Genomic DNA, 13,283 nt, shown 5'->3' with positions numbered 1-13,283 from the left:
GTCCGCCATGAGTGCGCCCGAGGTGAAGCGAGAGGTAACGAAGGTGCGTGGCCTGCCCCCGTTGGTGCCCGTGCCGAGGGACTCGCCTCCGCCGTTGTCCTTCGCCCAGCAGCGCCTGTGGTTCCTCGCGCAGGTGGACGCGGGTGGCTACTCCTACAACGTGCCCTTCTTCGCGCGCCTGAAGGGACGGCTCGACGTGGCGGCGCTCGAGCGTGCCCTGTCGGCGCTGGTGATGCGGCATGAAGTCCTGCGCACCACGTTTGGTGAAGAGGCGGGGCGGCCGGTGCAGCGCATCGCGCCCGAGGTCGCGGTGACGTTGCTCGTGGAGCCCGTGGCCGGAGAGGACGAGGTCCTGCGCCACGCCGAGGCAGAGGCGCGTCGCCCGTTCGACCTGAGCGCCGGGCCGATGCTGCGCGCGCGGTTGTTGAGGGTGAGCGAAGACGAGCACGTGCTGATGTTGATGCTCCATCACGTCTCGTGTGACGGCTGGTCCATGGGGGTGATGGAGCGCGAGCTGCGAGAGTTGTATGGCGCCTTCACCGAGGGCCGAGCGCCGACGTTGCCCGTGTTGGCGGTGCAGTACGCGGACTATGCGCTGTGGCAGCGCGAGTGGCTGAAGGGGGAAGTACTGGAGTCGCAGCTCGCGTGGTGGAAGGCGCTGCTGTCAGGAGCCTCGCCCGCGCTGGAGCTGCCCGTGGACCGGCCGAGGCCGTCGGTGCAGACGTTTCAGGGGGCCACCGTGGTGATGCCCCTCTCGCCGTCGCTCTCGCAATCGGTGAAGACGCGAGGCCGCGCCGAGGGTGTGACGCCGTTCATGCTGTTGCTGGCGGGCTTCCAGGTGTTGTTGTCCCGGTACAGCGGCCAACGGGACGTGGTGGTGGGGATGCCCATCTCCGGGCGGAACCGACGCGAGCTGGAGAGCCTCATCGGCTTCTTCGTCAACACGCTCGCGCCGAGGCTGGACGTGGATGGGGAGGAGTCCTTCCGGGCGATGCTCGGACGGGTGCGTCGGATGTGTCTGGGGGCCTACGCGAATCAGGACGTCCCGTTCGAGACGGTGGTCGAGGCGATGCGGCCGGTTCGGGACTTGAGTCGCTCACCGTTGTTCCAGGTGATGTTCGTCATCGAGGGACCGCGCGCCCTGCCGTCCCTGCCCGGGCTCACGGCGAGCCAGGTGGTCTTCGACTCCGGCATGGCGAAGTTCGACCTCACGTTCTTCCTGCGAGAGTCGGCCGAGGGCTGGGTCGGCATCTGGGAGTACAACAAGGCGCTGTTCGACGAGGCGACCCTGCGGCGGATGGCGGGTCACTACGTCACGTTGATGGAGGGACTCCTCGCGGACCCGGGGCGACGCGTCGGCGATGTGTCGTTGCTGGACGATGCGGAGCGGCGCGCGTTGCTGCGTGAGTGGAGTGGACGCGCGGATTCGAGCGCCGTGCCCGGCTTGATGCACGCGTGGGTCGAGGCGCAGATGATGCGCTCGCCCGACGCGGTGGCCGTGACGGACGGACAGTCGTCGCTGACGTACGCGAGCCTGGAGCGGCGTGCGAATCAGCTCGCGCATCACCTGCTGGCGTTGGGCGTACGGCCCGGAGGCACGGTGGGCCTGTGCCTGGAGCGGGCCTCCCTGGAGATGCCGGTGGCGGTGCTGGCGACGCTGAAGGCCGGCGCGGCCTTCCTCCCGTTGGACCCGAGCTATCCGTCACAGCGCCTGGAGCAGATGTTGGAGGACACGGGTGCGCCCGTGGTGCTGGTGCACGGTGCGCTGGAGCGCGCGTTGCCCGAGCGCACGGGGACGCGGCGCGTCCGGTTGGAAGAGGATGCGGGACGGATCGAGGCGAGGCCTGTGCACGCTCCGGCCGTTTCGCTCTCACCGGAGACTCCCTGTTACTTCGTCTACACGTCGGGGAGCACGGGGCGGCCCAAGGGCATCCTCATGTCCCATCGCGCGGTGGGGAACATGCTGCGCTGGTTGCTCGCGCGCACCGTGGACGCGGGAGCGACGACGCTCCAGTTCGCCTCGCTGAACTTCGATGTGTCGTTCCAGGAGTTGTTCGGGACGTGGTGCCTGGGAGGCACCGTGCTGCTCGTGGGGGAGGAGGAGCGAAGGGACCCCGTGGCCTTGCTGCGACGAATGGTGACGCACGGCGTGGGGCGGTTGTACCTGCCCTTCGTGGCGCTCCAGGCGTTGTGCGAGGTGGCGCAACACGAAGCCGTGCTGCCGCCGCTGCGCGAAGTGGTGACGGCGGGTGAGCAACTGCAGGTGACTCCCGCGCTGGTGTCCTTCTTCGAGCGGCTGCCGGGGTGCGTGCTGGAGAATCAGTACGGCCCTTCGGAGGCCCACGTCGTCACGGCCTGGAGGGCGCATGGACCGCCCGCGACGTGGCCCGCGCTGCCTCCGGTAGGCGTGCCCATCTCGAACGTGAAGGTGTACGTGCTCGACGAGCGGGGGGCTCTGAGTCCCGTGGGTGTGGTGGGAGAGGTGTACGTCGGGGGCGCGAGTCTCGCGCACGGGTACTGGGAGCGGGCGGAGCTGACGGCGGACCGGTTCATTCCGGATGCGCTGAGTGACGAGCCGGGCGCGAGGCTGTACCGCACGGGGGACAAGGCGCGGTGGTTGGGGGATGGGAATCTGGAGTTCCTGGGGCGGGTGGACGGGCAGGTGAAGGTGCGCGGCTTCCGAGTGGAGCTGGGCGAGGTGGAGGTGGCGCTGAAGGCGCTGCCGGGGGTGAAGGACGCGGTGGTGGTGGTGCGGCAGGAGGAGGGTGGGGAGAAGCGACTGGTGGGCTACGTGGTGCACGCGGAGCCGTGGGACGCGGAGGCGTTGAGGTCGCGACTGGAGCAACGGCTGCCGGAGTACCTGGTGCCGAGTGTCCTGGTGCGCCTGGAGGCCCTGCCGCTGGCTCCCACGGGCAAGGTGGACCGCAAGGCGCTGCCCGCACCGGGACGGCATCAGCTCGCGTCACGAAGGGCGCACGAAGGTCCGCGCGACGAGCTGGAGCGGATGCTGGTGCGCGTGTGGGAAGAGGTGCTGGGCGTGAGCCCCGTGGGGGTGACAGAGGACTTCTTCGCGCTGGGCGGCCACTCGCTGATGGCCATTCGATTGCTCGCACGCATCCGGGGCGCGGTGGGCAGGATTCTGCCGGTGGCAACGCTCTTCCATCGCGCGACCGTGGAACATGTCGCGTCCGTGTTGCGTCGGGAGTCCGCGATGTCCGCTTGGAGTCCGCTGGTGCGACTCCAGGAAGGGCAGGGACAGCGCCCCTTCTTCTGTGTGCACGCGGTGGGCGGAACGGTCCTGAGTTACGCGGAGCTGGCGAAGTCGTTGGGGCCCGAGCAGCCGTTCTTCGGGCTCCAGTCGCGGGGGCTGGAGGGAGATGTGCCTCCGTGCGAGCTCATCCCGGAGATGGCGAGCCTCTATCTCTCAGCGATGAGGGAGGTGCAGCCACGCGGGCCGTATCGGCTCGGAGGTTGGTCGATGGGGGCCAGCATCGCGTGGGAGATGGCGCACCAGCTCCAACAGCAAGGCGAGCGGACAGAGGTGCTCGCGCTCATCGACGGCTTCGTGCGTCCGTTCGATGGAGAGGGCGCGGCGCCTGGGCACGATGAGGCCCGGCGTTTCGGCGCGATGTTCTACACGGACCTGATGCGCGCGGCGGGGAACGCTGTCGCGATGACCGACGAGGAACTCGTCCGAGAGGACCCCGAGACGCTGATGCGCACCCTGGCGGCGGCGAACCCGAGCGGAGTCCAGTCACTCGAAGCCCTGCGCCGGGTCTTCGAGGTGAACCTCCTGGCGGCGTGGAGCTACGTGCCGGCTCCCTACTCGGGGCCTGTCCTCTCCATCGAGGCCACGGGCACCACGCGTGTGCACGGCTGGGAGCAGGTGGCGACGGGCGAACTCATCGTCCACGCGATTCCCGGTGACCACTACTCCATCTTGCGCGGCCCCGACGTGACACGGCTCGCGTCACTGCTTCGTGAGCACCTCGGGCGGGCTCGAGACCTCACGACGCGGTGAGGATGGCGGCACCCCGGAATTGCATCCCAGGCTCGAATGGCACGCCGCTGGATGCTCGAAGCAACCCCAGACTGCTCAGTACCGGCGGACGCTCGGCTCCGGGCCGGAGCCTCGGATGCGCCAGACGGTGAGGCGCTGCGAGTTGGTGTGGCTCACCACCATGCCGTCCTGCTGCATCTGCTCCAGCAGGCGGTTCGTCTTCAGGCGGTCCAGGCCCACGGCCTTCGCCAGCACGTCACCGGGCAGGCCGGTGATGTTGCGGCGCAGCTCGTTGACGATGGCCTTCTTGAACTCGTTCTTCTGCAGGCCGTCCAGGTCCTGCGTCTTCCACGCCTGGAGGACGCCCGCGGTGATGAGCACCAGCGTCAGCACCGCCACCAGCGGGTAGATGATGTGGCTGTTCTGCTCCAGAATCTCGAAGTACTTCGGAGACATGGAGGAGACAGGACGGGTGTAGTCCGGAACTATCTGCGCGAGCAGGCCGGAGAGCTGCAAGGACAATGCGGGAAAGGTCGCCACGGCTCCCCAACTCTAGGGGGAGCCGCGCCTGCCCCGCAACTCGCACGCCGCGTCAGATGACGCCCATGGCCTCGGAGGCGCCCTCGGCGAACAGCGTCGTGTCCGCCTTGGCCAACAACGTGGCGAGCCCCTCTCGCGACTGGGCGCTGATGGCCACCCCGCCCCGCGAGCGCAGCAGCGCCTCCACTTCCTCCGCCGGCATCAGGTCCGCCTTGTTCCAGACCATCAACCGGGGCTTCTCCATCAAATCCAGCGACGAGAGGATCTTCTCCACCGCCTCCACCTGTTCGTCCCGCGCCGGGTCCGCCGCGTCCACCACGTGCAGCAGCAGCGTCGCGTCGTACAGCTCTTCCAGCGTGGCGCGGAAGGCCGCCACCAGGTCCTTGGGCAGGTCCCTGATGAAGCCCACCGTGTCGGTGATGATGACCTCGCGCTCCTGAGGGAAGCGCAGCCGGCGGCTCGTCGGGTCCAACGTGGCGAACAGCTTGTTCTCCGCCAGCACCTGCGCGTTGGTAATCGCGTTGAGCAGCGTGGACTTGCCCGCGTTGGTGTAGCCGACGATGGAGATGACGGGCAGCTCGCGCCGGTTGCGCTGTGCACGCCGCACGCTGCGCTCCTTGCCAATCGCGTCGATGCGCTTCTCCAGATGGGTGATGCGCTCGCGCACCCGGCGTCGGTCGATTTCGAGCTTCGTCTCGCCAGGGCCTCGTCCGCCGATTCCACCCGCGAGCCGGCTGAGCGAATCGTCGCTCTGCACCAGCCGGGGCAGCCGGTACTTCAGCTGCGCCAGCTCCACCTGGAGCTTGCCCTCCGCGCTCTGTGCCCGCTGCGCGAAGATGTCGAGGATGAGCTGCGTGCGGTCCAGAATCTTGAGGCTGGTGGCCTCGCCGATGTGGCGCCCCTGCGAGGGGGTGAGGTCCTTGTCGAAGATGAGCAGGTCCACCATGGACTGCATGGAGCGCAGGTTCAGGTCCTCCAACTTGCCCCGGCCGATGAGGTAGCGAGGGTCCGCCTCGCGCTTCACCTGGAGCACGCTGTCGACGACCTCCACCCCCGCGGTGCGGGCCAACTCCCGCAGCTCCGCGAGGCTCGCTTCCGCCCGCCCCCGGTTCCCGTCCAGGCACACCGCGACGAGGATGGCCTTCTCCCGACCTCCCACCGCGCGCGCCGCCGCCTTGCGGCTGAACTCCTCCTCCAGCGCGCCCAGCGTGTCCGTCAGGTCCGGCTGCTCGCCGTGTACGGAGGGCAGGGTGGAGACGTGCCAGAACTCGCCGGTGCCGTTCTCCGGCACCAGATAGGCGTAGTGCAGCACGCCCGGCAGGCCCTCCTGGCCCACGCCCACGGCGGCCACGCAGTCCAGGCGCAGGAGCGCGAGGTCCGTCAGATCGTCCTTGGTGAGCGGCTCGCTCTTGAGGTGCGTGTGCACCAGCCGCAGGCCACGCAGACGCACCTGGCCCGCGCGGGCACGGCCAATGTCGGGCAACTCGAGCTTGTGGGCGTTGCCCACCACCACGTGCTCGATTTCACCCTTGCGGTTGATGAGCACGCCCACCTGGCGGTTCGTCTCGTGGGACAGCTCGGTGAGGTGGCGGGCGAGCTCGGGCGATACGATTTCGTGTGGAGACACGCGCCGGCGGAAGGTGTTGCGCAGCCGGTGTTGCTCGTTCGCCTTGAGGCCCAGGGTGTTGCCGAAGATTTCCTTCAAACGCTTGCTCCTCTGACGAGGACCGGCCGTCCTCGTCCTTCCCGGCACTGTATACGGCGCCGCGTCCGGGTGGCTGACACCGCCGTTGCCGGCCGGATTGCCGGAACCGTAGTGAACACACGGCCCTTGCGCGCTGTTTCCATTTCCGTCCTAGGCTGCCGCGCGTGAGTCACTCGGGACGTAACGCCCTGCGCGCCGCGAAGCGCGTGGTCGTGAAGATCGGCACCAACGCCCTCACCCATGCCACCGGCCGCTTCAACCGCGAGCACTTCGTGGCGCTGGGCAGGGACTTGCTGTGGGCGGCCCAGGGCCGCGAGCTGGTGGTGGTGTCCAGCGGCGCCATCGCCCTGGGCGTGGAGCGACTGGGCCTGTCCGCTCGGCCAAGGGACATCCCAGGCAAGCAGGCGTGCGCCGCGGTGGGACAGAGCCGGCTCATGCAGGCCTACGAGGACGTCTTCGGGGGGCAGGGGCAGGTGGTGGCTCAGGTGCTCCTCACCCACGAGGACATGCGCGACAGGCGGCGCTACCTCAACGTGAAGCACACGCTGGAGCGCCTGCTGTCCGCCAGTGTGGTGCCCGTCATCAACGAGAACGACACCGTCTCCGTGGATGAGCTGAAGTTCGGCGACAACGACACGCTCGCGGGACTGGTCGCGGGCGTGGTGGAGGCCGATGCCCTCGTCCTCCTCTCCGACGTGGACGGCCTTCACACCGCCGACCCGCGACGGGACGCGGGGGCCCGCCTGCTGGAGACGGTGGAGGCGGTGACTCCCGAGGTCCTGGCACTCGCCGGAGGCACCTCCAGCGGCGTGGGCACGGGCGGCATGGCGACCAAGGTCCGCGCCGTCGCGAGCGCCGCGGAGCAGGGCATCCGGGGCGTCATCACCTCCGGCTCCGTGCCCGGTCGCCTGCGCGCCGTGCTGGAGGGCGAGCCCGTGGGCACCCTCTTCGAACCCACGGGAGCGCGCCGGGGTTCGCGTGCCGCGTGGATTGCCCATGCGCTGCGCCCGCTGGGCACACTCACCGTGGATGCAGGGGCACGCGAGGCCATCGTCCAGGGCAAGCGCAGCCTGCTGCCCAGCGGGGTGCGCGGCGTGGAGGGGGACTTCGACCGGGGCGACCCGGTGGATCTGGCGGACGAGTCGGGAGCGGTGTTCGCGCGGGGCCTCGCCTCGTACGACGCCCAGGAGCTGAGGCGCATCGCCGGACGGCGGACGTCCGACATCGAGTCGGTGCTGGGCTACCGCTACCTGGACGAAGCCGTGCACCGCGACGACCTGGCGGTGCTCTAGCGCTGGACGGGAGGGACGCGGGTCAGATGGAGCAGGCGGAGGAGCCGTTGCCGCCATCCGTGCCCAACTGCATCAGCGCGCGGAACTCCGGAGAGTCCACCTTCATCAGGAGCAGCGACACTTCCAGCTCCCCGGGCACGCGGCCGAGCTGCAGCTTGCGCTGCTGCCCGTGGAGGAGCGCGAGTTCGGAGTGGCCCTTGGCTTCCGGCAGGAGCAGGTCCAACTGGAGGAGGAACGACTCGCCGTCCGCGCGGGGCATCAGTACGAGCCGGTAGTCGGCGAGCGGCGCTCCAGGCCGGCGGCGCTCGGCGCGCAGCGTGCGACCCGTCTCTCCCAGGAGCTTGGGCTGGGCCACCAGTCGGCCTTCGCGCCAGACTTCCACGGCGAAGTAGAGAGGCTCGGCTCCAGCGGACGAAGGCATCACCCCACAGGCCAGCCCCAACAGCAGTGCCAGCCCGGCAACCACGTTACGGAAGGTGCGGTACATGGTGAGGTCCCTTCTGAAGCTGGCGCAGGAATATCCCAAGTCGCGCCCGTAGTGCGAGCCCTCCTTGGGAGGTCTTCGGGTTCCTACCCGAATGACAAATATCACACAGATGAATACCTGCTTGCCTGTTCAGTCAAGGCCAGCTAACTGCCTGCCCCCCTCGCCGACCGGGCCGCTGTTTCCCACTGTCACGTACCCCTTCCTTGACCCCCCGGGGTCCGCCCGGCATCGTCGCCGATCTTCCCGAATGGACCGCACCGAACGCATCCTCGACCTCGTAGCCCTCTTGCTCGACGCCCGCGAGCCCATCTCATGGGCGGAGCTGCGCGAGCACTTCCCCGCAGACTACGGAGGCTCGGACGACGCCGCCGAGCGCAAGTTCGAGCGCGACAAGGCGGAGCTGGTGGAACTGGGCTTTCCGCTCACCTACGTCCAGGGCGATGACGAGCGCCGCGATGGCTACATCGTGGACCGTGACGCCTACTACCTGCCGGAGGCGGACCTGACGAAGGAGGAGCTGGCCGTGCTCTACGCCGCCGGCTCCGCGGCGCTCGCGTCCGGCGTCTTCCCCGGCAGGGATGACCTGGCGCACGCGCTGCGCAAGATTGGCTTCTTCGCGGGCGAGTCGCTGCCCACGCCCAGGGTCCGCATGGAACTGGGCGCCACCCAGGCGGGACAGGAGAAGGAGGTCTCCGCCCGCCTCGAGCAGCTCTGGGACGCCTGCGCCTCGCGCAAGTGGGTGGAGATGTCCTACGCCAGCCCCAAGCACCCGGGCACCACGCAGCGCAAGGTGGACCCCTACGGGCTCGCGTTGCGGCGGGGCGTCTGGACGCTCGTGGGCCACTGCCACCTGCGCGGCGGCCTGCGCACGTTCCATGTCCACCGCGTGCGCGAGCTGAAGGCGAACACCGCGCGTCCTCGCACGCCGGACTTCCAGGTGCCGGAGGACTTCTCGCTCGACAACCACGTGGCGTACTTCCCGTGGCAGCACCGCTTCCACGAGCCGCTGGAGGTCGTGCTGCGGCTGTCGGGTGCGCTGGCGTCGCGTGCCTCGGGCCTGTTCCCGGGCGCGGTGCTGGAGCCGGTGGCGGAGGGCGGTGTCACGCTCGCGCGGTTGCGGGTGAGCTTCCTGGATGGGCTCACGCGCTTCTGCCTCTCGCTGGGGGCGGACTGTGTCGTGGAGGGGCCGGAGAGTGCCCGGTCGCGGCTGCGGGAGATGGCCGCGCGCGTCGCCAACCGTCACGCGGACGCGCTGGAAGACAAGGTGAGCGCATGAGCAACGTCCACGAGCGGCTCCGCCGCCTGCTGTTCCTCGTCCCGTATGTGTCCAAGCACCCCGGCGTCACGGTGGAGGCGCTCGCGCGAGCCCTCAACATCAGCCGCGAGGACCTGCTGGAGGAGCTGGACCTGCTCACGTGCGTGGGCCGGCCTCCCTTCAACCCGGACGACTACATCGACATCTACGTGGACAATGACCGCGTCTACGTGGACCTGGACCAGCGCCTGTTCGCGCCGCCCCGGCTGACCGCGGGAGAGGCCGCCGCGCTGGCCGCCTCGGCGGAGCTGTTGCGCCCGGCCTCCGGCGACGCGCTCCAGAGCGCCCTCCAGAAGCTGGAGCATGTGCTCCCACCCCAGGTGCGTGAGCGCTACCGGGAGATGTACCGGAAGATTGACGCCTCCACGGAGGCGCCCCAGGCGCTGGGGCCGCTCACCCGCGCCATTCTCGAAAGACGAGAAGTCACGTTCGGTTATGCCAGCCCGGGGCGTGCCGCCGAGCCGCGCCGGGTGCGTCCGTATGAGCTGCTCAGCCACCGGGGACAGTGGTATCTCCAGGGCTTCTGCCACACCCGGCAGGACGCTCGCCTGTTCCGGCTGGACCGGATGGAAGACCTCACCGTTACTGAAACGCCATTTCTCCCCCCGCCCGACGCCCGGGCGGACGTTCCCAACCCGGCCCGGAGCAGCTCCGAGGCGTCCGTGCGCGTGCGGTTCTCGCCCGTGGCGGCGCCCTATGTGAAGGAGCGCTTCGGCCAGGACGCTCGCCCGCTGGCCGATGGGGGCGTGGAAGTCCTCGTGGCCGGTGATAGCGAGCGCTGGCTCACGCAGTGGGTGCTGTCGTTTGGCGGCGAGGCGGAGGTGATGGAACCGGTCTCCGCGCGAGCGGCCGTTGCCCGAGCGGCGCGTGCCTCGATAGGATTGTAGGGCCCCCATGCCTTTCCAGCTGACGATCTCCGAGGGAAAAGACGCCGGCAAGGAGTTCGTCTTCGACCAGGACTCCGTGCTCATCGGTCGTACGTCCGAATGTGACGTCGTGCTGTACGACCCGGGCGTGTCCCGCAAACATTGCCGCCTGTTCCTCGACGGCGACGCCTACAGCGTCGAGGACCAGGGCAGCGCCAACGGCACCTTGCTCAACGGCACCGCGGTGCAGACGCAGGCCCTGGAGGACGGCGACAAGCTGACCCTGGGGCCGGTGACGTTCGTCTTCGCCCTGATGACGGATGAGCCCTCCACCGGCGAGGAGGAAGTGCCCGCGGGGGCGGAGGACGGCGCGAACAGCACCCGCATCGTCTCCGTGGACGCGCTGAAGCGTCAGCGCAACAAGGGCGTGGCCCTGGCTCCCGAGGGCGCTGACGAGGAGGCCCTGGAGGAGATGCGCCAGGGCGCCACGCGCAACAACCTGAGAGCGCTGCGGCCCGCGGGGCAGAGTGGTGCACGCGCGGCGCTGGCCGCGTCGTCGGAGCCCGCGGCCATTGAGAAGGCACCCTCGTCGGCCCCCGTGCCTCGCCGTCCGCCGGCGACTTCCTCCGCGCCGGTGCGCGCGCGGCCGTCCTCCAATGCCGGTGCGGGCAGCGGCCTGTCCGCCGCCGAGCGCGCCCGCATCCGCCGCGAGTCTCCGGGCCTGGTGGCGAGCGCGAAGCTGTTCTGGGCGGACGCGAGCAACATGGTGCGCGGCGGCCTGGTGGGCGGCGCTGTCACCGTGGTGCTGGGACTCTTCGGCCTGTTGTACTGGCTGGTGCTCAGCGGCGCGGACACGGGACCGGTGGGCGAAGAGCCCTCGGTGCTCACCCAGCAGCCCATCCGTGACTCGTTCGGCCTGGGGCCCGACGTGACGTGGGCCCGGGCGGACATGAAGATTTTCGAGTGGGAGTACACCGCCGCCACCAAGGCCGTGGTCATCCTCCACTACCAGTCGCAGGGCATCTCCAAGGACGAGGTGATGGTCAGCGTCAACGGCGTGGACGTGGGCAAGGTGCCCCCGGACACGCTGGCCAGCCAGGACCGCTCGCTGGAGCTGATGATTCCATCCCAGCACCTGAAGAAGGGCGAGCCCAACCGCATCGTCTTCGACAACACCAAGAATCCGCCGGGCGAGGACCCCTGGCGCATCTGGAACGTGTGGGTCGAGCGCGCGCTGTTGCCGGACCTGCTGCCCGAGGAGCTGCTGCGTCAGGCCACCGAGTCCTACAAGCGCGGCCGGAAGAACAACGACACGCCGGACATTGGCGCCCGCAACCGCTACGAGGCGTGGAAGTCCTTCCGCGAGGCGTGGCTGATGCTGGAGGCCCACCCGGAGCCCAAGCCGGACCTCTACTACGAGGCCCAGGAGCGCATGAAGGTGGCGCAGCAGGAGCTGGACAGGACGTGCGCCAAGCTGCTGCTGGAGGTGGAGGGCTACTACAACCAGGGCAACTACAAGGCCGCTTCCGCCACCCTGGACCACGTGAAGCAGTACTTCCCGGAGTTTGACCAGCCGTGTGCCACCCGCGCCGAGAACAAGCGCGGAGAGTACGGGCTGTAGCCGCCCCCCAGCTTTCGCGAGCTTGCACCGTCCCGCACCGGACGGTGCATCACCCTGGAGGGCCGTTCAGGCGGCCCTTCGGGTTGCCGCTCCGTGGCGCCGTCCTCACCGTGAGGACCATGCGCGACCTGGAGGTGATGAGCGAGAGGACGGGAGTGTCGGGAGAGGCGCTTCCCGAGCCCGGCTGTGCCCAGAGCCCCCTGCCAGAGCGAGCGCCCGTCTGGAGCCCCGGTGTCTCCGGCCTGCTCCTGGCGCGCTACTACCTGCCGCGCGGCCACGCGGTGACTCGGGGCAACGCGTGCGTGCTCCTGCGCGACGGCGTGGAGGCGTATCCCGCGATGCTGGAGGCCATCCGGCGGGCCCGGCGCTACATCCGCCTGGAGACGTACATGTTCATCACCGACGCCGTCGGTGAGCTGTTCGGCACGGCGCTCGCGGAGGCCGCCGAGCGCGGCGTGCACGTGAAGGTGCTCTACGACGCGGTGGGCTCCTGGACGAGCCGGAAGGGCTACTTCGAGGAGCTGCGCCAGCGCGGCGTGGACATCCGCCCCTTCAAGCCCTTCAACCTGTCGCACGGCTGGCGCCACCTGCTGCGCCGGGACCACCGCAAAATCCTCGTCGTGGACGGCGAGGTCGCCTTCACCGGCGGGGTGAACATCTCCGCGCACTGGGCCCCGGAAGGGGAGGGCGCCGGGTGGCGCGACGACGTGCTGCGAATCGAGGGCCCCGCGGTGCACGCCCTGGAGCGGCGCTTCCTGGCCACCTGGCGGATGATGTTCCAGAACCGCATCCACCGCTGGGCGTCCGGGCTGCAGCACCGCCTGCGCCGGCGTCGGGCCGCGTCCCCGCGAGGCGCCACGGGGCTGGCGGTGCTGTCCAGCCGGCGGAGCATCCACCGCGCCTATCTGCACGCCATCCAGCGCTCCCGGCGCAGCGTGCTCATCGCCGCGGCGTACTTCGTGCCGGACCGCAAGCTCGTCGCCGCCCTGCGCGACGCGGCCCGGCGGGGCGTGGAGGTGAGCCTGCTCCTCAACGCCCGCAGCGACCACCCCCTGCTGGAGTTCGTCACCCGGGCCTTCTACGAGAAGCTCCTGGGGGCGGGGGTGCGCATCTTCGAGTGGCAGCGCGGTGTGCTCCACGCGAAGACGGCCGTGGTGGACGGGGCCTGGGGCACCATCGGCTCCTTCAACCTGGAGCGGCTGAGCCTGGCCTTCAACCACGAGGTGAACGCCGTGTTCGCCGACCCCAAGCTGGGCCAGGAACTGGAGGACTCCTTCCGAGCGGACTGCGGTGATTGCCGCGAGGTGACGCTGGCGGAATTCCGCCGCCGGCCCCTCTGGCGCAAGCTGCTGGAGCGCGCCCTGTACAGCCTGCGCAAGGTGTTCTGAGGGACGCGGTCTTGTCCCCGGCCCGCCGCGCCGTTACGGACAGGGTGTCTCAGACGACATTCCCCAGGG

Annotated in this window: 9 protein-coding genes; 6 read left to right on the top strand and 3 right to left on the bottom strand. The window is 69.5% G+C overall.

The window, feature by feature from the left end; all coding sequences use genetic code 11:
• Window positions 1-7 precede the first annotated feature (7 nt).
• Entirely contained in the window at window positions 8-4,021 is a 4,014-nt protein-coding gene (locus tag HUA75_RS24935; RefSeq protein WP_174487783.1) for a non-ribosomal peptide synthetase, read from the top strand.
• A gap of 75 nt (window positions 4,022-4,096) precedes the next feature.
• On the opposite strand, the gene HUA75_RS24930 is transcribed toward HUA75_RS24935, so the two are convergent.
• Both HUA75_RS24930 and hflX read right to left on the bottom strand, forming a co-directional pair.
• Entirely contained in the window at window positions 4,097-4,540 is a 444-nt protein-coding gene (locus HUA75_RS24930) for a hypothetical protein (RefSeq protein WP_371745662.1), read from the bottom strand.
• Between the two features lie 52 nt (window positions 4,541-4,592).
• A complete protein-coding gene (gene hflX, locus HUA75_RS24925; protein ID WP_174454758.1) occupies window positions 4,593-6,245 on the bottom strand; it encodes a GTPase HflX in 1,653 nt (550 codons plus the stop codon).
• 164 nt (window positions 6,246-6,409) lie between these two features.
• Between hflX and proB the strand changes: the two genes are divergently transcribed.
• Entirely contained in the window at window positions 6,410-7,537 is a 1,128-nt protein-coding gene (proB, locus tag HUA75_RS24920; protein WP_371746183.1) for a glutamate 5-kinase, read from the top strand.
• 22 nt (window positions 7,538-7,559) lie between these two features.
• On the opposite strand, the gene HUA75_RS24915 is transcribed toward proB, so the two are convergent.
• Complete coding sequence (locus HUA75_RS24915; RefSeq protein WP_141642701.1) at window positions 7,560-8,024, bottom strand: hypothetical protein; 465 nt, start codon at window positions 8,022-8,024, stop codon at window positions 7,560-7,562.
• Between the two features lie 247 nt (window positions 8,025-8,271).
• On the opposite strand from HUA75_RS24915, the gene HUA75_RS24910 reads away from it, so the two are divergent.
• From HUA75_RS24910 to HUA75_RS24895, 4 genes are all read left to right on the top strand, one after another.
• Window positions 8,272-9,300 (top strand): YafY family protein, encoded by a 1,029-nt coding sequence (locus HUA75_RS24910; protein WP_174487782.1) that lies wholly within the window; start codon window positions 8,272-8,274, stop codon window positions 9,298-9,300.
• On the top strand, window positions 9,297-10,226 hold the full coding sequence (locus HUA75_RS24905) for a WYL domain-containing protein (RefSeq protein WP_174462931.1): 930 nt from the start codon (window positions 9,297-9,299) through the stop codon (window positions 10,224-10,226). The genes HUA75_RS24910 and HUA75_RS24905 overlap by 4 nt, the downstream gene beginning before the upstream one ends.
• Window positions 10,227-10,233: 7 nt before the next feature.
• Complete coding sequence (locus tag HUA75_RS24900; RefSeq protein WP_141642698.1) at window positions 10,234-11,826, top strand: FHA domain-containing protein; 1,593 nt, start codon at window positions 10,234-10,236, stop codon at window positions 11,824-11,826.
• A 137-nt stretch (window positions 11,827-11,963) separates the two neighbouring features.
• A complete protein-coding gene (locus tag HUA75_RS24895; protein ID WP_246137169.1) occupies window positions 11,964-13,214 on the top strand; it encodes a phosphatidylserine/phosphatidylglycerophosphate/cardiolipin synthase family protein in 1,251 nt (416 codons plus the stop codon).
• Window positions 13,215-13,283: the final 69 nt, after the last annotated feature.

Source organism: Myxococcus sp. CA040A (genome assembly GCF_013336725.1).
Classification (GTDB): Bacteria; Myxococcota; Myxococcia; order Myxococcales; family Myxococcaceae; genus Myxococcus; species Myxococcus llanfairpwllgwyngyllgogerychwyrndrobwllllantysiliogogogochensis.
This window is presented reverse-complemented; position numbering and strand designations above follow the sequence as displayed.